Source organism: Lentzea sp. NPDC055074 (genome assembly GCF_053608005.1).
Window position 1 is genome coordinate 15,156 of the sequence record NZ_JBSGUQ010000028.1, and the last position, 21,631, is coordinate 36,786.

16 protein-coding genes are annotated in these 21,631 nt (G+C 69.0%); 13 read left to right on the top strand and 3 right to left on the bottom strand.

Translation table 11 applies throughout. The annotated features are described in order from the left end of the window. Positions 1 to 235: 235 nt before the first annotated feature. The 13 genes from ACWF7A_RS40600 to ACWF7A_RS40660 all read left to right on the top strand — a co-directional run bounded on the left by ACWF7A_RS40600 (position 236) and on the right by ACWF7A_RS40660 (position 12,129). A complete protein-coding gene (locus ACWF7A_RS40600; protein ID WP_452255799.1) occupies positions 236 to 730 on the top strand; it encodes an LppU/SCO3897 family protein in 495 nt (164 codons plus the stop codon). A 45-nt stretch (positions 731 to 775) separates the two neighbouring features. After that, entirely contained in the window at positions 776 to 1,333 is a 558-nt protein-coding gene (locus tag ACWF7A_RS40605; RefSeq protein WP_452255800.1) for a YbaB/EbfC family nucleoid-associated protein, read from the top strand. Next, positions 1,330 to 1,644, top strand: coding sequence for a WXG100 family type VII secretion target (locus tag ACWF7A_RS40610; protein WP_452255801.1), 315 nt, complete (start codon positions 1,330 to 1,332; stop codon positions 1,642 to 1,644). The genes ACWF7A_RS40605 and ACWF7A_RS40610 overlap by 4 nt, the downstream gene beginning before the upstream one ends. Positions 1,645 to 1,666: 22 nt before the next feature. Next, the gene (locus tag ACWF7A_RS40615) at positions 1,667 to 6,094 is read left to right on the top strand and encodes a WXG100-like domain-containing protein (RefSeq protein ID WP_452255802.1); all 4,428 of its coding nucleotides are present in this window, start codon (positions 1,667 to 1,669) and stop codon (positions 6,092 to 6,094) included. After that, a complete protein-coding gene (locus tag ACWF7A_RS40620; protein WP_452255803.1) occupies positions 6,094 to 6,600 on the top strand; it encodes a hypothetical protein in 507 nt (168 codons plus the stop codon). The genes ACWF7A_RS40615 and ACWF7A_RS40620 overlap by 1 nt, the downstream gene beginning before the upstream one ends. Continuing rightward, positions 6,597 to 8,150 (top strand): hypothetical protein, encoded by a 1,554-nt coding sequence (locus ACWF7A_RS40625; protein ID WP_452255804.1) that lies wholly within the window; start codon positions 6,597 to 6,599, stop codon positions 8,148 to 8,150. Before ACWF7A_RS40620 ends, ACWF7A_RS40625 begins: the two co-directional genes overlap by 4 nt. A gap of 51 nt (positions 8,151 to 8,201) precedes the next feature. Beyond that, a complete protein-coding gene (locus ACWF7A_RS40630; protein WP_452255805.1) occupies positions 8,202 to 9,026 on the top strand; it encodes a phosphotransferase family protein in 825 nt (274 codons plus the stop codon). Positions 9,027 to 9,093: 67 nt separating this feature from the next. Then, positions 9,094 to 9,378, top strand: coding sequence for a TFIIB-type zinc ribbon-containing protein (locus ACWF7A_RS40635; RefSeq protein ID WP_452255806.1), 285 nt, complete (start codon positions 9,094 to 9,096; stop codon positions 9,376 to 9,378). 91 nt (positions 9,379 to 9,469) lie between these two features. Then, entirely contained in the window at positions 9,470 to 9,916 is a 447-nt protein-coding gene (locus tag ACWF7A_RS40640; protein ID WP_452255807.1) for a hypothetical protein, read from the top strand. Beyond that, positions 9,913 to 10,350, top strand: coding sequence for a hypothetical protein (locus ACWF7A_RS40645; RefSeq protein ID WP_452255808.1), 438 nt, complete (start codon positions 9,913 to 9,915; stop codon positions 10,348 to 10,350). The genes ACWF7A_RS40640 and ACWF7A_RS40645 overlap by 4 nt, the downstream gene beginning before the upstream one ends. Before the next feature lie 111 nt (positions 10,351 to 10,461). Then, a complete protein-coding gene (locus tag ACWF7A_RS40650; RefSeq protein ID WP_452255809.1) occupies positions 10,462 to 10,743 on the top strand; it encodes a DUF4287 domain-containing protein in 282 nt (93 codons plus the stop codon). A 45-nt stretch (positions 10,744 to 10,788) separates the two neighbouring features. Beyond that, the gene (locus ACWF7A_RS40655) at positions 10,789 to 11,943 is read left to right on the top strand and encodes a DUF418 domain-containing protein (RefSeq protein WP_452255869.1); all 1,155 of its coding nucleotides are present in this window, start codon (positions 10,789 to 10,791) and stop codon (positions 11,941 to 11,943) included. A 57-nt stretch (positions 11,944 to 12,000) separates the two neighbouring features. After that, positions 12,001 to 12,129, top strand: coding sequence for a hypothetical protein (locus ACWF7A_RS40660; protein WP_452255810.1), 129 nt, complete (start codon positions 12,001 to 12,003; stop codon positions 12,127 to 12,129). A gap of 54 nt (positions 12,130 to 12,183) precedes the next feature. Here the strand turns inward: ACWF7A_RS40660 and ACWF7A_RS40665 are convergent, their stop codons facing one another. The 3 genes from ACWF7A_RS40665 to ACWF7A_RS40675 all read right to left on the bottom strand — a co-directional run bounded on the left by ACWF7A_RS40665 (position 12,184) and on the right by ACWF7A_RS40675 (position 21,616). Further along, complete coding sequence (locus ACWF7A_RS40665; RefSeq protein ID WP_452255811.1) at positions 12,184 to 16,080, bottom strand: DNA-directed RNA polymerase subunit beta'; 3,897 nt, start codon at positions 16,078 to 16,080, stop codon at positions 12,184 to 12,186. A gap of 100 nt (positions 16,081 to 16,180) precedes the next feature. Further along, complete coding sequence (rpoB, locus tag ACWF7A_RS40670) at positions 16,181 to 19,666, bottom strand: DNA-directed RNA polymerase subunit beta (protein WP_452255812.1); 3,486 nt, start codon at positions 19,664 to 19,666, stop codon at positions 16,181 to 16,183. 1,041 nt (positions 19,667 to 20,707) lie between these two features. Beyond that, the gene (locus ACWF7A_RS40675) at positions 20,708 to 21,616 is read right to left on the bottom strand and encodes a hypothetical protein (RefSeq protein WP_452255813.1); all 909 of its coding nucleotides are present in this window, start codon (positions 21,614 to 21,616) and stop codon (positions 20,708 to 20,710) included. Between the last annotated feature and the right edge of the window lie 15 nt (positions 21,617 to 21,631).

Below are 21,631 nucleotides of genomic sequence, written 5' to 3' on the forward strand. Positions count from 1 at the left end.
CTGCACCCGAGGTCGGGCGTGTCGCCCGCTCCCAAGGTCCGCAAGCAACAGTTCAACTGCCACTGCGAGTGGAGGACACCGCTGCCTCACGGGCACGCGGAGCGGCCCGACATGGGTCGGGCACAGGTAGCAAAGATACCCGCCCACGTCTACCTGGGTCAAAACGGGGGTACCGCACCCGCGCCTGCAGTAGACATGTCTCCGCAGGTTGCTCCTGGACAGGAGGCTCGGAACGGTGTGGCGGCAGCGAACGACGTGGTCCGGACGCACGGCCGGGCACGTGGCGGGTCTCACAGTCCTCACGGCTCTGACACTGGTGCTGGCCGGGTGCTCCGGCTGGCACGAGCAGGCCGGCGTGGGTGAGTGCGCGAAGCAGGTCGACGTCGCCGACACGAACGTTGACATGGCCGAAGTGGACTGTTCGTCACAGGAAGCCGTGTACCGCGTGTCCTCCCGTGAGCGACGCACGATGTGCCCGACCGGCGACTACCTGACCGAGTCCTCGGGGCGTTCGCGGACGAACGGCAAGACGCGGCTCTGCTATGTCCTCAACGTGCAGGAGGGCGAGTGCCTCAAAGCGGTCAACCAGTACTTCGAACGGGTGGCGTGCGGCACCGGGACGCGCAAGGTCACCAAGGTCGTGGACGGCAAGTCGGACAAAGCGCTGTGCAACGGTGACGACGCGAAGACGTACTCGCAGCCGGTGAGGACGATCTGCATCACCAACTGAGCCGTTCGGCCGACACGAGTTGATCGACTTCGGTACGTTTCCGGGGTGCTCGACGACGATCAGCTAGCAACTCGTAACGCAGAGTTGCGCGGAACCCTCGACAACCTGATGCGGGAGCTCAAGGACCGCACCGACGGGTTGCGGGACGCCCAGGCTGCGATCGCGGCGATGACCGGGGTGGCGTCCTCCCCCGACGGCACCGTCGTGGTGACCGTGGACTCGACGGGTGTGCTGGACCGGCTCGAGCTCGGCTCCCGCGCGTTCGACCGGGTCACCCCCGAACAGCTGGCGCAGACGATCACGCAGGTGACCCGCCGTGCCGCGCAGAACGTGCGCGAGCAGGTCAACGCCCACATGGCTCCGCTGACCTCGGAAGAGGGCACCGTCGACCTGCCGGACGTCGTGCCGGGCGCGCCGTCGATCAGGGACATCTTCCGGGTCGAGCAACGCGAGGAGCCCGCCCCGCCTCCCCCGCCGTCCGATGAGGACTTCGGTTCCTCGGTGCTGCGCAAGGAGGCCCGCCCGGTGCAGCGCGCGACCGGCACCGAGGAGGACGAGGACTTCGGCGGCAACTCGATCATGGGCAGGGGGAACCGCTGGTGAGCGCCGGTGGCCACACGTACATGGAGGCCGCCGGGGTCCGTTCGGCGGCGGCGAAGATGGTGAGCACCGGCGAGGACATGGCGACCAACGCCGCCGCGCTCGCCCGCGGCCTCGACGCCGAGGGCCACTGCTGGGGTGGTGACGAGGCGGGTCAGAAGTTCGGCACCGACTACGCACCCGCGTCCGACGGCGTCCGCAAGGTGATGGCGGAGGTCGCGAAGACGTTGCAGGACATCGGGAAGAACCTCGAGGAGTCCGCGAACCTGATGGAACAGCAGGACGCGTTCAACGCACGCGCCATCAGCGGCTAGCAGTCTGGGGGGATTGCCGCACATGGGCATCGAGATGCCCGCCGAGGTCCGCTGGCTCATCCCGATCGTGGTGGGTGACAGCTGGCCGGAAGGCGACGAGACGGCGCTGCAAAGGCTCGCCGAGGTCTGGAAGCAGGCCGCCACCGACGTCGACGACGCCATGCGCGAGGCCGAGAAGGCGGTCGAGCAGGCGTCGTCCAACATGGACGGTGAAGCGGCCGAGGCGTTCAAGAAGTACTGGGAGAAGTTCGTCAAGGGCGAGGACGCCACCCTCCCGAAGATGAGGGACGTCTCCGACAAGCTGTCGACGGCGTGCCGCAACTGCGCGATGCAGATCGAGTACGCCAAGCTCTCGATCATCATCGCCCTGGTCATCCTGGCCATCCAGATCGCGGTGATGATCGCGTCGGCCGTGGCTTCCTTCGGCGCCTCCACCGCGGGCATCGTCCCGGCCCAGCTGGCCACGCGCGCAGGCGTGCAGATCGTCTTCCGCCAGCTCGTCGGGCAGCTGACGCAGCAGGTGGGCCGCAACCTGATCGGCAAGCTGGCCCTCCAGGTGGGCATCGAGGTGGCCACCTCCGTGGCCACCGACCTGGCCGTCCAGGGCATCCAGCTGGCCAAGGGCACCCGCGACACCCTCGACACGGCCATGACCCTCGACGCGGCCAAGTCGGGCCTGATCTCCGGCGTGGTCGGTGCGGGTGTCGGTGCCGGCACGGGCAAGGCCCTGGGCGACGGCGCAGGCGACTCGATCGGCCGCTCGATCGGCCGCAACGCCGCCGAGGAAGCCGTCATCGGCGCGGGCTCGGCCCTGGCCGAGGGCGCGCTGAGCGAGGAGGGCATCAAGGCCGAGAACGTGCTCTTCGGCGCCACCTCGGGCGCGGCGAGCGGCTCGGTCTCGGGCACGAAGTCGGGCATCGAGGGCTTGAACGCCGACGTAGACGTCCCGAGGGCAGGCGACATGCCCCGCCCCACCTCGGGCGACATGCCCCGCCCGACTTCAGGCGACATGCCCCGCCCGGACGCCGCCCCGCGCCCGGACGGCCCGCCGGCCGACCCCACGCCGGATGCCCCGCCTCGCCGCACCGACGCGACAGCGGCCTCCTACGCGGCCCCGCCGACCGAACAACCGCAACACCGCGCCACCCCGGACTCCGCTCCCACGCCACCGTCTTCCCAGCAACCACAGGGCTTCGGCCAGGCGCCTGGCCAGTCGGCACCGTCGACAGCTCCAGCCGCGGCGAACGCACCGCGGGCCGCGATGCCCACGGGCGGTCCGGCACCGTCGGGCGGAGGCTTCTCGCCGAACGCCGGTGGCCACAGCGGACCGGCACCGAGCGGTCCGTCTCCCGCCGGAAGCGGTGGCGTCGCGCACGGAGGCGGCCCCGCGAGCGGTGGCCCCACGCCGAACCACGGCCCTTCTCCGGCTGGCAACGGTCCCGCTCATGCCGGCACCTCGTCGCCGGCCCACGCGGGCCCGTCGCCCGCAGGCGGCGGCCCTGTCCCTCACAGTCCGACCTCTGGCGGGCCCACGCCCGCCGGCCCCACTCCCAGCGGCCCCACTCCCAGCGGCCCCACTCCCGGCGGGCCCACTCCCGGCGGCCCCGCAGCAGCAGGCCCGCCCTCCGGTGGACCGACGCACAGCGGCCCCGCCCACAACGGCCCCACCCCAGGCGGAGCTGCCCCTGGCGGTCCCACCCACCACGGTCCCGCAGCGGCAGGCCCGCTCCCCAGCGGCCACTCGCCTGCCGGACCGACGCCCAGCGGTCCCCCACCCCTGAGCCACCACCCGGCCGGACCGCACCACCCTCCCGCTCCGAACCCCACGCCTGCGCAGCGGCCGGCGGACGTCGTCCAGCAGGCAGCGACGTCGACGCCGTTCGCGCCGCCCTCAGCTCCTTCGCCGAACCGACCCGGCAACGACGCTCCTCCCGCACACCAGTCGCAGGCGCCCACGCACTTCCCGGCGCAGCAGAGCCACACGTCTGCCGCGCCGCATCAGCCACCACCGCGCCACCAGCAACCTCGGCCGCCCGTCCAGCAGCACCATCCGGCGCCGCCCCGGCAACGCCCGCCACACCAGAGCCCGCCCCACAGCGCTCCGCCGCACAGGGCTCCGCAGCACGGCGCTCCGCAGCACCGTGCGGCCCCTCCGCACCCGGCGCCACCGCAGCGCCCGGCACCACCGCAGCACCCGGCGCCGCCGCAGCACCCCGCCCCCGGCCAGCACCCGCCGGCGGCCGGCCTGCCGCGTCCGCTCGCCGCCACCGACGCACCCACGCCCCACGAGCGCCCGACGCGCACTCCGTGGGAGGAGCGCAAGAGGCTCGACGCTCCGGTCAGGCTGCCGGACGGCCTCCGGCACCTGCAGAACGACGTCAAGCACACCAAGGCCGGCTTGTCGTTGCACGACAACAACTTCAAGGCCTTCCCGCAGTCCGCGGCGATGGTCGCGCCCGACCCCCACCGCTACACCGTCGACCTGCACGGTTCCGCTGACGACGTCCGCGTCGGCGACACGAGGCTGTCCCCGAAGGACCTCGCCGACATCATCCGGTCGAGCGGCGACTGGGACGGCAAGCAGCCGGTGCGGCTGATCTCGTGCCAGACCGGCACGAAGGCGGACGGGTTCGCCGCACAGCTGAGCAAGGAACTCGGCGTCGAGGTCGTCTCTCCCACCAAGGACGCGTGGGTCGACGACATGGGCAACGTCTTCGCGAGCTCGACGGAGTTCGACCACCGGCGAGGCGACTTCTCCCCCGGCTGGCCTCCGAACGGCGACTGGGTCACCTTCAGGCCGGACGGCACCAGCACCAGGCACGACAGGTCCACACCTCCCGGCTCCACGCCGACGTGGGGCGACAGCACGCCGGAGAGCCGTCCGCGAGCCTGGCGCCGCGGCGAGGACGGCACGTGGGTCGCCGACGCCAACGACAACTGGCACTACGTCCCGGCGCGCAACGCACCATCGCCGCATCCGATCCGGGGCAACGACCAACCTCAGTGGACGCCGAACCAGGGCCAGCCCCATCACCGCCAAGGCCCTCCCCCTCCGCAGGGGTGGGTTCCGCAACGACCCCAGCAGGGTCCGCCGCCACGGTTCCCCCAGGGCGGTGCTCCGCGGCCGAACCCGACGAGGCACGACCCCCGGCAGCAGCAACGCATGCCGCAGCCCGATCCGCGCCGCTTCCCGCAGCAGCAGCCGACGGGCCCACGCGGGTTCGACCCCAACCAGAACCGGCAGGTCCCGCCAGGCCAGAACCATCCCCCGCGTCAGGCGCCCGGCTTCGTCCCCAACCAGGACCAGCGACCGCCGGCCCCGCCACGGGGCCCTGACGGTCGTCCGCTGCAGCCCGCACCGCAGTCGTTCGGCCCGGACCCGCGCCACACCGCACCCGACCACCGGCAACAGCCTCTCGGCGACGTCTCGCCGCCGCGGCACGAGCCGGCGCCCGCACACCAGCCCGTCGCTGAGCAGCCGACGGAGACGCGGCGCACGGAGCAGGGCCTCGAGTGGGTGCCGCTCGAAGAGCAGCTCACCGCGACCCGCGATCGCCCGATCACGGAGACCGAGCGCGTGCTCCGCGCTCGGGCGCTCGAGCTGTACGCGATGAAGACCGGGCGCTACCACTTCGGCTACGACCAGGCGAAGTTGAAGGCCGAGGTCGTGCACTACAAGGTCGGCCTCGACGGCAGGTTCATCGAGAAGCCACGCGAGATCCCGACGCTGCAACGCCCGGACAGGCTCACGCCGGAGTACCTGAGGGATCTCGCCGAGCACGTCGCGACGTATGGCCAGCCCCAGACCCCGGCGCACTCGTTCACGCCACGGTCCGATGACCTGCCCCCTGGACGCACCGCGCAGATCCCACCAGGCGCGTACGCGAACACCGTGGTGCCGGTCCACCCCGCGCAGCTGCACTTCAACACCAGCGGCACCGGCGACCGGCTCATCCACCGCAACGAGCCGGACTTCCTGAACAAGAAGAACGCGATGTTCCGCCGGATGGACCACAACATGGCAGGGGTCTACCGCGGTGACGGAATTCCTCCTCGCGGCACCAGTGGCAACGCCGAGGCCCACATCACCGGCACCACCACCGGCAGCATCTACACGTCGTTCACGGACAGCATCGAGCACGCGATCGGCCGCAGTCCGTCGAGCACCCCTCCGTCCGGAACCAAGGGGCGCCACGTCATGACGGACTACGTCGTCGAGGCCTACCACCCGTTCGGCATCGACTCCGACGCCAGCTTCCACGACGCGGGGGCGCGGTCCCCTCACCGGGAGAACGAGTACCTCTTCGCCGGTGGCATGCCCGACGAGAACATCTTCAGGGTGTGGAGACTCGAAGTGACGTTCGAAGGCGACACCGTGATCTCCACCGAAGTCAAGGACGTGGGGATCAACCCCCGGTTCAAGTACCTGGCCCAGATGGGAGACCGCTGATGCACATCACCGAGACGAGCCTCGACGCGCACCTGCCGGTCACCGCTCCGGCCGAGGGCCACCCGGACAAGTACGACTACCCGTTCGACGCGGCGATCTGGAAGACCCTGCACGGCCACGCCCCGCTCTCCGTGCTGATCTCGGCGCTGGGGGCCCACAACCTCTACGCCGCTGCCAATGAACAGCAGGAGCTCGAGATCAGCAGGGACGAGGCCGGGACGCGGACTCTCGACCTGTACACGGACGTGGGTTACAGCCCCTTCACCCGGAGCAGGGACCAGCGCGTCGACATCCGCGGGTGGGACGTGGTCGACTTCGTCTGCGCCGACCCGGAGCTGACCATCCGCTTCAACCGCGGCTCGGACCTGGAGATGACGATCGAGTCGACGCTGCTGCGCCGACTCGGTCAGGAGATGTTGCGCGCCCACACCCAGGTGCCCACCACCACGCACGAGACCACCTCCGTGGGCACCGCGACGAACGAGAACACCGGGGCACAGTCATGAAGGCGGTTCTTCCCGAGGTCCTGCCGCAGGGCTTTCACGCCGTGCACAACGGCGAGGTCGAGCAGACGATGCCGGGCTCCAGGACGTCGAACGGCTGGGGCTACCTGCTGCGCCTGAACGGGGCCGAGAGCCTGACGACGCTGCCCCTCGTGGAGTCGTGCTTCGACCTCCGCGTGGTCGGGATGGCGGGTGAGCAGGCGCTGTACGTGGACGAGGTGCGCGCCGACGGGCTGCTGGTCCGCGCCGCCACGCCGCGGACCGCGAACCTCCCCCGGCACACCATGCCGATCAGCGCGTTCGACCGGATCGGCCTGGTGCGGTTCGACGAGCTGGAGGAGCTGCAGCCCGGAACGGTCCCGTTCCTGGAGGCCACGCCCAGCCCCCACGAGAAGCCGCGCACCTCCGCGGACGAGATCGCGGACAGGATCACCGCGCTGTTGTCCGAGCACGCGCCCGGCGGCTGGGCGGAGATCCGCGTCGAGTGCGACGCACTCGCCGGCTGGCAGCTGCTCACGACGTCCGCGGTCACCGAGGCCGGCGACGAGGTCCACTGGCTGCCGCCCGTGGAGGTCAGCCAGTGGTTCCACCGGCTGCGCTCGGCAGGGTTCCACGCCCCCGGCGGCGCCTGGTACCGGGCGAACTTCGTGCTGGCGCGCGGTGAGTCGCCGACCCTGCGCGTCGACTGGGCGGTGGAGCCCTGCTGGAAGTCGTTCTTCCCCGTGCCCCGGCGCGGTGGTCCCCGCTACCGGCACATCCGCGACGAGCTCGCGTACTTCCCCCGGTCCCTGTCGCAGACGCCGGACTGGCTGGTCCTGGCAGCCGCGCAGGACCACGACATGTGGGGCCCGTTCCACCCGGAGGACCGCGACCCCGAACCGGTCTCGCTGGTGCGCACCTTCGACGGCATCACGGCCGATGGCACGCCCAAGCTGTTCCGCCCGGCCATGTCCGGCTCCGAGTTCACCGCCGTCCTGGCCTACCTCGACAACGCTCCAGTCGTGCTCGCCTCTCGCGAACTCGTGCCCGACCTGCTCGACCCCGCGCGCCCGCGGCAGGTGCCGATGGCCTACCAGACGGACGGTCGCTGGGTGTGGTCCAGCTCGGTCGCCTACTACCTGCGCACTCACCGCGTGTGCCCCGATGTCGCCTTCCTGGCCCACGTCCGGCTGCACCGGTACGAGCTGCCGGCCCGCGTCCCGTCCGCCCTGCGGGCACGGGCGCTGTCCTCGGCCACCGACCAGATCGCGCTCATCGACACGAGCTGGAACCTGCTCGAACTCATGGAGCCCGGACTCGCGGACGAGTTCGAGCAGGCGAGCAAGGCCGTGCTGGCCGTCGCGGAGCACCTGAACCTGGACCCGGCGAGCTACTCGCTGCGGGACAGCGTCGACGGTGCGCTGTGCCTGGTGCGCGAGGGCGACCGGTACGCCGTGTTCTGGCTGCACGACGAGGATCGCCGGTTCTACGCGGAGTTCGACAGCCCCGGTGACGCGGCGACCTACCTGATCGGGTTCTTCTACTCCTACGCCGGGTCGTTGCAGCGAACGTGATCAAGTACCTCGTTGGCCTCGTGCGGATGCACGCCTGATTCACTTGTGCGCGTGGACGACCTGATCGCGGCGATGGCCTCGCTGACCGGCTCTTCCGCCGACCCGGAGGTGCTCGGCGGCGATCGTGGTGACGTCGTGGTCGTGCGCGTCGGCGACGTGGTGGCCAAGGCGTTGCCGGCCGACACCGACGTCGAGGCTCTCGGGCAGCGGCTGGAGATCGCGGCGGCGCACCCCGAGCTGTTCGTGCCGCCGGTGAAGCCCCTGCAGTTCGTGGACGACCGGCCGGTGACGGTGTGGCCGTACGGGACGCCGGTGAGTCAGGAAGACCCGGACAAAGCGCCGTGGGAGGAGAGCGCGGCACTGCTGGCGAAGCTGCACGCATTGCCTGTGCGGGGGCCTGCGGCCGGTACGCCGGAACGGATCGTGCGCGCTATTCAGGCGTTGCCGCCGGATTTGCCGTACGCCGATGTGGTGCTTCGCGCGTATGAGGTCTTGCCGCCGTTGGACATGAACGGACGTGCGCTGATCCACGGCGATTGGCACCTCGGGCAGTTGGTGCACAGGGGGTCGTGGCGGCTCATCGACGTGGACGATCTCGGGGTCGGCGATCCCGTGTGGGACCTGGCGCGACCTGCGGCTTTGTTCGCCGCGGGGGTGCTGCCCGACGACCTGTGGGCGCGGTTCCTCAACACCTACCGTGAAACGGGTGGTGTGGCGCTGCCGACATCTGAATGGGAAGCGCTCAACATCCCGGCTCAGGCGTACGTTGTGCAGATGGCGGCCCGGGCACTCATGTCCGGGTTGCAGGCAGTGGAACCGCTGGTTGAAGCCTGTCGTCGGATCGTCGCGACGCACGAGAGCAGTGACCGCGGCTAATATCGTTTTTGTCCGGTCCCACCGCAGGAGGCTCACCACGATGCAGTGTCCCAAGTGTCATGCGAACATGCGCACGTTCGACCGCATGGGCGTTCACATCGAGCAGTGCGACGGCTGCCGCGGGGTCTTCCTCGACTACGGCGAGCTCGAGTCGATCACCCGCCTCGAGGCCCAGATGCAGGCCCCGCCGCCGCCCGTCGCGCCGCCGCCCGCCGCCTACCCGCAGCCGGCCCAGCCCGCCTGGGGCGCGCAGCCGCAGCAGATCCACCACCACCACGGTGGCGGTCACGCCGGCTACGGCTACGGCCACCGCAAGCACCGCGGCCTCGGCGGACTCTTCTTCTCCTCCTGATCGCGCGCAACGGCCCCGGATCCCTGCTCCGGGGCCGTTGACGACTACCGAAAAAGTAGTGGATAATCGGTAGTCAACGGGAGGAGTAGCCATGTCTGTCGCGACCGAGGCCGCCCACATCCGCGACCTCTTCGACACGATCGAAGAGCTGGAAGCCGTCGCGTCATCCCTGTCAGAAGACGACGAACGCCGCGCCCGCCTCGACGGCGTGGTGGCGAAGACCCTCCGCCAGGCCCCGCCGGTACGTCCCGTGGTGGCAGGCGAGCTCCTCGACCTGACCGAGAAGACCGTGAAGGCCTGGGCCCGCGAGGGCGTGCTGGCCATCCACAGCCAGGAACCGCGCATGCTGCTCGACACCGTGCGCCTGCACGAGGTGCTCCACCTCGTCTCCGACCTCCGCCGCGCCGGCAAGACCCGCGGCCTGATCGACGAAGTCCACCGCCGCCTGAGCGACCAGTCACTGCTGGACCGCCAAGACCTCGCCAACTCCCTGGACGAGATGCGCAGCGGCAGGGGACGCGTGGTCCGCCCGGTTTGATCGAGGTAGTCGAGACCCCCACTGCTCACGCCCAGGCGAACGGCCTGCGCGGCCGGGCCCGCGTGGCCTACGAACGCTTCCTGGACGAGCTCGCCCACTCGGGCTGCGCCGCCCTCGGCTACCGCGTCACCGGCCCGGAACCCCTGCCACGCCTGTGCGTGAAGCACCTGCGCGGCGCCGACCGCGTCGTGGTCGCCTTCCCGTCCCCCGAGGTCGTGTGGGTGCTCCTCGTGGGCCCGCACGACGACGATCCGGGCCTCGACCTCTACGAGGCCCTGTACGAGATGGCCGGCGTGCGTCCTCGCATGTCCGAGAAGCGCACCAAGCCCCGTTGCTGCACGGACGAGAGCGGCATCCCGCCCCTGGTGGACGAACACCTGGTGGACGACCTGGTGATCCGGGCCAGAGCGCTGGCCCGCGCCCGCCGCCGTTAGCCGGGCTCCCGGTCGAGCACGAACCCGTCTTCGACCCTCGCCGACAAATTTTCTTGTCAAGACAGGGATACTTGTCCTAGGCTCTGGTTCACCAGACGAACGGAGAGCGCGATGTCCTTCCAGGCCTACCTCGACGGCGCGGAGAAGAAGACCGGCAAGACCCCGGCCGAACTGCTGACGGCGGCCCGCGAGCAGGGTTACGATGCCACGACGAAGGCGGGTGTGTTCCTGGAGTGGCTGAAGACGGACTACGACCTGGGCCGCGGGCACGGGATGGCGTTGTTCCACGTGCTGAAGAACGGCGCACAGATCAGCGACAAGCACGTCGGCACCACGGGCAGTCACCGCGACGACTCGGCCACACTTCGCCTCGACGGAATCGCAAACCGCTGAATCCGAAGCTTCGTTCCCGCATATTCCCAGGTCAGCACCTTGCTGGTGCTGTTGACCCTGGGGACTCGGATGCACACGGTGAGCAAGCGGTCGCTGGCGCCTGATCTGGCGCGCGGCTTGATGTTGATGCTGATCGCGCTCTCACACGCGCATCAGTTCATCCGCGGGCACCCGACCACCCACCGCAACTACCCCACCGACGGCAGCACGCTCGACCTCGCCGTCGCCGGGGTGCAGATGGTCTTCGTCGACGGACAGCCGCTGCCGCTGTTCGCGGCCCTGTTCGGCTACGGGCTGGTCCAGATGGCGGGCCGCCAGCCCACGTGGCCCGCGGCGCGCTGGGCCGTCATCAAGCGCTGCTTCTGGATGATCGTGCTCGGCGGCCTCCACGCGCACTTCCTGTTCGAGGCCGACATCCTCGGCACCTACGGCCTGCTCGGGCTGATCCTGGTCGGCACGATGGTGTGGCGCGACCAGTCGCTGCTGGCGCTCGCCGGTGGCTGGATGGTCGTCTACCTGACCTACGTGATCCTGTCCGCGTTCCAGGTCATCAAGGACGACGGGGTGTTCCCCGAGGGCATCGAGACGTGGGCTCTGCACTCCGTGCTGTGGCCCGTGAAGGTGCTGGTCCCGGTGGTGCTGGGCATGTGGGCCGCACGCCACAAGATGCTCATGGAACCGGAGAAGCACGTGCGCTTCCTGCGCAACGTCGCGGTCTGGGGCATCGGGTTCATGATCGTCGGCAGCCTGCCGCTCGCCCTGGTCGTCGCGCAGGTGATCCCCGGCGTGCCGATGCCGTTGATCATCTTGCACTCCGTCAGCGTGCTTCCCGGTGGCCTCGGCTACGCGGCCCTGATGGGCTGGATCTCGGCCCTTGTGAAGAAGCCGAACCTGCTGATGGAGGCGATCGCCGCGACAGGTGAGCGGTCGCTGACCAATTACGTCCTGCAGTCCGTGTCGTGGCTGCTGGTGTTCACCATCGGCGGCCTCGGCTACCAGATCGGCGTCGCGCAGGCGTCGCTCGTCGGCCTGCTCACGTGGCTCGCCACCGTCGTGCTGTCGTTCGGCATGCACCTCGCGGGCATCCGCGGCCCGCTGGAAGTGCTGCTGCGCTTCCTCACGTACGGACGGCGCAAGAAGAAGCCGGCGCCTCCCGTGGCTCCGCCGCCGCCACCCGTGATGGCCGAGCAGTACCGCTAGAGCCCCAGCGCGGGCAACAGTGCCTCGTTCACGATCGCCGCGAACCTCCTCCACCGGGTGCGCGGCGGCCTCCGGTATCGCGCCGTGCTCACCTGGCTGGCCACGGCGGTGTTCGCGGAAGTGTTGCGGCGCAACGACGTACAAGGTCCGGCGGAGACGCTGCTGCGCAGGCTCACCTACCGCTGAAACGCCGAACGGCCCCCGGAGCGCGAAGCTCCGGGGGCCGTTCGAAGACACCGACTAGCGGTAGTCGCGACCGAAGTCGTAGTCGTCCAGCGGCACCGCGGCACCAGTGCCCGTGCCGAAGACGTCGGGGGTGTAGTACCCGTCGTCGTACGAGGGGATCGCGTACGCAGCGGCACGCGCCTCCTCGGTCGGCTGGACCTGGATGTTGCGGTAGCGGTTGATGCCCGTACCAGCCGGGATCAACTTACCGATGATCACGTTCTCCTTCAGACCGATGAGCTTGTCCGAACGCCCGTTGATGGCGGCGTCGGTCAGCACACGAGTGGTCTCCTGGAACGACGCCGCGGACAGCCACGAGTCGGTCGCCAGCGAGGCCTTCGTGATACCCATCAGCACCGGACGGCCGGCGGCCGGCTCGCCACCCTCGGCGACGACCGCGCGGTTGCCCGACTCGAAGTCGGCACGCTCGACCAGCGAACCCGGCAGGAACTCGGTCGCGCCGGAGTCGATGATCGTCACCCGGCGGAGCATCTGCCGGACGATGACCTCGATGTGCTTGTCGTGGATCGCCACACCCTGGGCGCGGTAGACCTTCTGCACTTCCTGGACGAGGTGCAGCTGCGCCTCGCGCGGGCCCATGACACGCAGGACCTCGTGCGGGTCGGGAGTACCTTCCAGCAGCTGCTGGCCGACGGACACGTGGTCGCCGTCCTGCAGCGGGCCGGTGGCCGTGTTGGCGAGACGCTGACGCTTGGACAGCTTCTCGAACACGATCTCCTCGGAGCCGTCGTCCGGGATGAGCGTGATCTTCCAGAAGCGGTCGCCGTCCTCGATGCGCACGCGGCCATCGACGTCGGCGATCGGCGCCTTGCCCTTCGGGACGCGGGCCTCGAAGAGCTCCTGGACACGGGGCAGACCGGTCGTGATGTCGTCACCGGCCACACCACCCTGGTGGAACGTACGCATCGTCAGCTGCGTGCCGGGCTCACCGATCGACTGGGCGGCGACGATGCCAACGGCCTCGCCGACGTCGACCAGCTGGCCGGTGGCCATCGAGCGGCCGTAGCAGGACGCGCACACACCGACCGCGGACTCACAGGTCAGCACGGAGCGGACCTTGACGCGGACGATGCCGGCCTCGACCAGCGACACGAGTGCCGGGTCGCCGAGGTCGTCGCCGCGGTTCAGGACCAGGTTGCCCTGCGCGTCCGTGATGTCGTCCGCGACCGTGCGGGCGTAGACCGACGTCTGCGCGAACTCGTGCAGGCCGACCTTGTCGCCCAGCTGCTCGCCGACGGTCATCTGCACACCACGGGTGGTGCCGCAGTCGACCTCGCGGATGATGACGTCCTGCGAGACGTCCACCAGACGACGGGTCAGGTAACCCGAGTCGGCGGTACGAAGCGCCGTGTCGGCCAGACCCTTGCGGGCACCGTGCGTCGCGATGAAGTACTCGAGCACCGACAAGCCCTCGCGGAACGAGTTCTTGATCGGGCGCGGGATGTACTCACCCTTCGGGTTGGTGACGAGACCACGCATACCCGCGAGCGAACGGACCTGCGTCATGTTGCCGGCGGCGCCGGACTGCACGATGACGCGGATCGAGTTGTCCTCGGGGAAGTTGTCTTCCATGATCTCGTGGACCTGCTCGGTGGCCTTCGTCCACACCTTGACCAGCTCGGAGTTGCGCTCCTCATGGGAGAGCTGACCGCGCTGGTAGCGCTTCTCGACGGCGTCCGCGAGGCGCTCGTGCTCCTCGAGGATGTCCTGCTTCGCCGCCGGGACGAGGACGTCCGAGATCGCGACCGTGACACCGGAGCGGGTGGCCCAGTGGAAACCGGCGTCCTTCAGCTTGTCCAGCGTCCGGGCGACGGTGACCATCGGGTAGCGCTCGGCCAGGTCGTTGATGATCACGGCCTGCCGCTTCTTGGGCATGACCTCGTTGATGAAGGCGTAGTCCTGCGGCAGGATCTCGTTGAACAGCACGCGACCCAGCGTGGTCTCCGCGAGCCACGGCTGACCGGGCTCCCAGCCCTCGGGCTCCTGGCCCTTGGGCGGGTTCTTGTCGGAGACGCGGATCTTCACCATCGACTGCAGGCCCAGGACCTTGCGGTCGAACGCCATCAGCGCCTCGGCGGGCGACGAGTACGAGTGGCCCTCGCCCAGGTCGCCGACCTTGTGCCGGGTCAGGTGGTACAGGCCCGTGACCATGTCCAGACGCGGCATGGCCAACGGCTTGCCGGACGCCGGCGACAGGATGTTGTTCGACGACAGCATCAGGACGCGGGCCTCGGCCTGCGCCTCGGCGGACAGCGGCAGGTGGACTGCCATCTGGTCACCGTCGAAGTCGGCGTTGAACGCTTCACAGACCAGCGGGTGCAGCTGGATGGCCTTGCCCTCGACCAGCTGGGGCTCGAAGGCCTGGATGCCGAGGCGGTGCAGCGTGGGTGCGCGGTTCAGCAGCACCGGGTGCTCGGTGATGACCTCTTCCAGCACGTCCCACACGGCCGGGCGCGCACGCTCGACCATCCGCTTGGCGGACTTGATGTTCTGCGCGTGGTTGAGGTCCACGAGCCGCTTCATCACGAACGGCTTGAAGAGCTCCAGGGCCATCTGCTTGGGCAGACCGCACTGGTGCAGCTTGAGCTGCGGGCCGACCACGATGACCGAACGGCCGGAGTAGTCGACGCGCTTGCCGAGCAGGTTCTGGCGGAACCGGCCCTGCTTGCCCTTCAGCAGGTCGGACAGCGACTTCAGCGGGCGGTTACCGGGACCGGTGACCGGGCGACCGCGGCGGCCGTTGTCGAACAGCGCGTCGACGGCCTCCTGCAGCATCCGCTTCTCGTTGTTGACGATGATCTCGGGCGCGCCGAGGTCGATCAGTCGCTTGAGGCGGTTGTTGCGGTTGATCACGCGGCGGTACAGGTCGTTCAGGTCGGACGTCGCGAAACGGCCACCGTCGAGCTGCACCATCGGGCGCAGGTCCGGCGGGATGACCGGGACGCAGTCCAGCACCATGCCCTGCGGGTTGTTGCGGGTCGCCTGGAAGGCGGCAACGACCTTGAGGCGCTTGAGCGCACGGAGCTTCTTCTGGCCCTTGCCGCTGCGAATGGTCTCGCGCAGGATCTCGGACTCGGCGTCGACGTCGTAGTCACCCAGGAGCTTCTGGATGGCCTCCGCGCCCATGGCACCGGTGAAGTAGTCGCCGTAGCGGTCGTACAGCTCGCGGTAGAGCAGCTCGTCCGCGATCAGCTGAGCGCGCTCGAGCTTGGTGAACGTGGACCAGATCTCGTCGAGGCGGTCCAGCTCGCGCTGGGCGCGGTCGCGGAGCTGGCGCATCTCACGTTCGCCACCCTCCTTGACCTTGCGGCGCACGTCGGACTTGGCACCCTCGGCCTCGAGCTCGGCCAGGTCGGCCTCGAGCTTCTGGGCGCGGGCCTCCACGTCGGCGTCGCGACGGTTCTCGACGCGCTTGCGCTCGACCTGCATCTCGCTCTCGAGCGTCGGCAGGTCGTTGTGGCGCAGCTCCGCGTTCACGCCCACGATGACGTAGGCGGCGAAGTAAATGATCTTCTCGAGGTCCTTGGGGGCCAGGTCGAGCAGGTAGCCCAACCGGCTGGGGACGCCCTTGAAGTACCAGATGTGCGTGACCGGAGCGGCGAGCTCGATGTGGCCCATGCGCTCACGACGCACCTTCGCACGGGTCACCTCGACGCCGCAGCGCTCACAGATGATGCCCTTGAAGCGCACGCGCTTGTACTTGCCGCAGTAGCACTCCCAGTCCCGGGTGGGACCGAAGATCTTCTCGCAGAACAAGCCGTCCTTCTCAGGCTTGAGCGTGCGGTAGTTGATGGTCTCGGGCTTCTTGACCTCGCCGAAGGACCACTGGCGGATGTCGTCCGCCGTCGCGAGTCCGATGCGGAGCTCATCGAAGAAGTTGACGTCGAGCACGTCTACTCTCTTCCCCTTTTTAGATCGGTGGCAAAGGAGCTGGTCGGAGGGCCGGTGAAGGGGACGCGGGAGGCATCCCCTTCACCGACCGGCGAGGTGACTAGTTGACGACGTCGTCCACGGAGGGCGACTCGGACCTCGACAGGTTGATGCCGAGGTTCGCGGCCGCGCGCTCCAGGTCCTCGTCGTCGCCGTCGCGCATCTCGATCGCGGCACCGTCCGAAGACAGGACCTCGACGTTGAGGCAGAGCGACTGCAGCTCCTTGAGCAGCACCTTGAAGGACTCCGGGATACCGGGTTCCGGGATGTTCTCGCCCTTGACGATGGCCTCGTAGACCTTCACGCGGCCGAGCACGTCGTCGGACTTGATGGTGAGAAGCTCCTGCAGGGTGTATGCGGCGCCGTACGCCTGCATCGCCCAGCACTCCATCTCACCGAAGCGCTGACCACCGAACTGCGCCTTACCACCCAGCGGCTGCTGCGTGATCATCGAGTACGGGCCGGTCGAACGCGCGTGGATCTTGTCGTCGACCAGGTGCAGCAGCTTCAGGATGTACATGTAGCCGACGGACACCGGGAACGGGTACGGCTCGCCGGAGCGGCCGTCGAAGAGCTGCGCCTTCCCGTTCTCCTTGACCATGCGCTCGCCGTCGCGGTTCGGGATCGTCGAGCCGAGCAGGCCCGTGATCTCCTCTTCCTTCGCGCCGTCGAACACGGGGGTCGCGGTCTTGGTGCCGGGCTCGACCTCCAACAGGTCCTCGGACAGGTTCTTCGCCCAGTCCGGGTCCCCGTTGATGCTCCAGCCCTGCTTGGCGATCCACCCGAGGTGGGTCTCCAGCACCTGGCCGATGTTCATACGACGCGGCACACCGTGGGTGTTCAGGATGATGTCGACCGGCGTGCCGTCCTCGAGGAACGGCATGTCCTCCGCGGGGAGGATCTTGCCGATGACGCCCTTGTTGCCGTGGCGGCCGGCGAGCTTGTCACCGTCCTGGATCTTGCGCTTCTGGGCCACGTAGACGCGGACGAGCTCGTTCACGCCCGGAGGCAGCTCGTCGTCGTCCTCACGCGAGAAGACGCGGATGCCGATGACCTTGCCGTACTCACCGTGCGGCACCTTCAGCGACGTGTCGCGGACCTCGCGCGCCTTCTCACCGAAGATCGCGCGGAGCAGGCGCTCCTCCGGCGTCAGCTCGGTCTCGCCCTTGGGCGTGACCTTGCCGACGAGGATGTCGCCAGGCTGGACCTCGGCACCGATGCGGATGATGCCGCGCTCGTCCAGGTCGGCCAGGACCTCTTCGGAGACGTTCGGGATGTCCCGGGTGATCTCCTCGGCGCCGAGCTTCGTGTCGCGGGCGTCGATCTCGTGCTCCTCGATGTGGATCGAGGTGAGAACGTCGTCCTGCACGAGGCGCTGCGACAGGATGATCGCGTCCTCGTAGTTGTGGCCTTCCCACGGCATGATCGCCACGAGCAGGTTCTTGCCGAGCGCCATCTCGGCGTTCTCGGTGCAAGGACCGTCGGCCAGGACCTGACCCGCCTCGATCCGGTCGCCCTCGTTGACGATGGGCTTCTGGTTGATGCAGGTGCCCTGGTTCGAGCGACGGAACTTGTGCAGCGCGTAGGTGTTGCGCGCACCGTCGTCGGCCATGACGGTGATGTAGTCGGCGGAGACCTCCTCGACGACACCCGTCTTCTTCGCGACGACGACGTCACCGGCGTCGACCGCGGCACGCAGCTCCATGCCGGTGCCGACGAGCGGCGACTCGGAGCGGAGCAGCGGCACGGCCTGACGCTGCATGTTCGCACCCATCAGGGCGCGGTTCGCGTCGTCGTGCTCGAGGAACGGGATCATGGCCGTCGCGGCCGACACCATCTGGCGCGGCGAGACGTCCATGTAGTCGACGTCGGTCGGGTCGATGAACTCGACCTCGCCGCCCTTCTTGCGGACCAGGACGCGGTCGTCGGTGAAGTTGCCCTCGTCGTCGGTCGGCGAGTTCGCCTGCGCCTTGACGTAGCGGTCTTCCTCGTCCGCGGTCAGGTAGTCGATCTGGTCGGTGACCCGGCCGTCGGTGACCTTGCGGTACGGCGTCTCGATGAAGCCGAACGGGTTGACCCGCGCGTAGCTCGAGAGCGAACCGATCAGACCGATGTTCGGGCCTTCCGGCGTCTCGATCGGGCACATGCGGCCGTAGTGCGACGGGTGGACGTCGCGGACCTCCATGCCGGCGCGCTCACGGGACAGACCGCCCGGACCCAGTGCCGACAGGCGGCGCTTGTGGGTCAGACCCGCGAGCGGGTTGGTCTGGTCCATGAACTGCGAGAGCTGCGAGGTGCCGAAGAACTCCTTGATCGCCGCCACGACGGGACGGATGTTGATCAGGGTCTGCGGCGTGATGGCCTCGACGTCCTGCGTGGTCATGCGCTCGCGGACGACGCGCTCCATGCGGGACAGACCGACGCGGATCTGGTTCTGGATCAGCTCGCCGACCGTGCGGAGACGACGGTTGCCGAAGTGGTCGATGTCGTCGACCTCGACGGGCACGTCGCCACCGGCGGCAGCGTCCATCACCGTCTCACCGGCGTGCAGACGGACGAGGTACTCGATCGTCGTGACGATGTCGTCCTCGGTGAGGACACCGGTGTTGATCTCGGTGTCCAGGCCCAGCTTCTTGTTGACCTTGTAACGGCCAACCTTCGCCAGGTCGTAGCGCTTGTCCTTGAAGAACAGGTTCTCCAGCAGGGCCTGCGCCGACTCCTTCGTCGGCGGCTCGCCCGGACGCAGCTTGCGGTAGATGTCGAGCAACGCCTCGTCGGTACCCGCGGTGTGGTCCTTCTCGAGCGTGGTCAGCAACGTCTCGCTGAACGCGAACCGCTCGCGAATCTGCTCCGTGCTCCAGCCCAGAGCCTTCAACAGCACCGTCACCGGCTGGCGACGCTTCCGGTCGATGCGGACACCGACGGTGTCGCGCTTGTCGACGTCGAACTCGAGCCAAGCACCCCGGGACGGGATGATCTTGACGCTGAAGACGTCCTTGTCGGTCGTCTTGTCGACCGCGGTGTCGTAGTACACACCGGGCGAACGCACGAGCTGAGAGACCACCACGCGCTCAGTGCCGTTGATGATGAACGTGCCCTTGTTCGTCATCATCGGGAAGTCACCCATGAACACCGTCTGGCTCTTGATCTCGCCAGTGGTGTGGTTGGTGAACTCCGCCGTGACGAACAACGGTGCCGCGTACGTCATGTCCTTGTCCTTGCACTCTTCGGTCGAGGCCTTGACCTCGTCGAAGCGCGGGTCGGAGAAGGACAGTGACATGGAGCCGGAGAAGTCCTCGATCGGCGAGATCTCGTTGAGGACCTCTTCGAGGCCGCCCGTCGGAGTCTCGTCGCCGGCATCGACGCGGCGCTGGAACCACGCCTCGTCGCCGGTGAGCCATTCAAAGGACTGGATCTGCAGGTCAAGCAGGTTGGGCGTCGAAAGCGGCTCGTGAATCTTCGCGAACGAGACCCGCTTCGGCGCTCCAGGGATCCCCGACGTGGAGTTGGTCGCAGCAGTGGCCTTGGTCGCGCGAGAGATCGCCAAGATGCGTCCTTCCAGGGACAGGTAGCTGGCTAGAGCGAACTAGCACGGCTGTCAAGGGTGCGGCGATGCCCGCATAATCCACGCTCTCGGCGAAGGGCAAGCGGAAAATGGGCAGCGCAAAGGGGCAGTCTAGCCACGCGCACGGCGACTGTCGAGAGGCACCTGGAAGGACCCTCCTCTTGCTCACCGACAGAGTGACCCTGCATGAGCGCGCAGTCAAGATGTTGCGGGCCGATCCACCCTCTGGATGGAGCGCCGTTTACTGCAAGTCACCCATTTGACCTGGGGAAACACGTGTACGGCCGTTTTGGTGGGAAGTTGACGGCCTCAAGTGGACTTACAGAGCGCCACAAGATTTGTGTGACTGAGGTCACGCGTGTCGGGGCTGGCGGAGAGCGTCTCGTCGGTGCTTCTGGGGCTCCTGGGGCGTCCTCGCAGCGGAGTTGATCTTAAGGGACGGTGATCACTTACCCCGCACCGGCCCGCCCCAAACGACCCGCTGCTCGGCGGGGTGCCGGAAAGCGGTGAGCGGGGTTCTCAGGCGGGGTTCTCAGGCGGGGTGCTCGGGTGGGGCGCTCGGGGGGCGCTCGGGGGGGCGCTCGGGGGGTGCGTGAGGGCTGGACCGTGACTGGGTGGCCTGCCGTAGGCGGTCGACCGGACCCGCTCGAATGCACGCGCGTGCGCGCGTGAGAGGGCTGTGCGCGAGAGCGGAGCCGTGAGTGAAAGCAGAGCCGTGAGTGAGTGGCCGCGCCGTGCGCGAGGGCAGAGCCGTGTGCGAGAGCGGAGCCGTGCACGAGAGCGGAGCCGTGCGCGAGAGGCCGCGCCATGCGCGAGAGCGGAGCCGTGCGCGAGAGCAGAGCCGTGCGCGAGAGCAGAGCCGTGCGCGGGGGGCAGAGCCGTGCGCGGGGGGGGGGGGGGCAGAGCCGTGCGCGGGGGCAGGCCGCACTCAAATGCGGACTCGTGCGTGAATGGCCGCGCCATGCGCGCGAGCAGAGCCGTGCGGGTAGCGGGCCGTGCGCGAACGCCGGGACCCGCCTGCGGTCAGCAGCCCTGGAGCTGGCGGTTCTGCTCCGCCGTCGCCCCGAACATCTCCATGTTGTCGACCTTCCACCGGCCGCCGTCGTCGACCGCGCTCACGCGGAGCATGGCGGTGCCGCCTCCCGACTGGTTGTCGGTGGTGCGGGTGGTGACCTGGTCGGCGAACACGAGCACGGTGGCGTGGTCGTCCTTGAGAGAGGACACGGCCGACGACACGACGCGGACGGTCACGACCAGCTTCTGCTGCGGCGCGACCTCCTTCACCGGGCCGAACACGGCGTTGTACTGGCACAGGGCCTTGCCGGTGAGCAGTTCCTTGGCGGCCTTCTCGGTGGACTCGACGTCGGCGAAGTTGTACGAGAACGACTTCTCGACGGCCTCGCGGATCTGGCCGTTCACCTCAGAGGTGGTCGCTGAGTCGACCAGGGCCGAGTCGTAGGACACCGAGCGCGACTTCACCAGGAAGAACGTGCCCAGCGCGCCCAACAGGACCGCGACCACCAGCAGCGCCGCGGGGAGCACCCAGCCGCCCTTGGACGGGGCCTCGGGCTCGGCCGGCTCGACGGGCTCGGCCTTCTCGGCCTTCTCGGCCTTCTCGGCCTTCTTCGCCTTGAGCTTCGGCTTGGCCGGCGGGGTCCAGTCGAGCGGTTCCGGAGCCTTGAGGTCTGCCTCTTCGGGCACCGGCTCGCCAGCCGGCTCCACCGCGGGGGCGACGGACTCGGCGGGCGACACCGCCGGCGACGCCCCGGCAGAAGCGACCTCAGGCGACACCGGCGACGCCCCGGCAGAGACCTCAGGCGACTCGGCAGGCGCGGCCACCGGCTCCGCCGACGTGCGGCGGTTCAGACCGGCGACCTTCGGGCGGCCTCCGGCGGGCGGCGTGGGAATGGGGCGGCGGCGGGAAGGGGGCACGTCCACTCGTTCCAA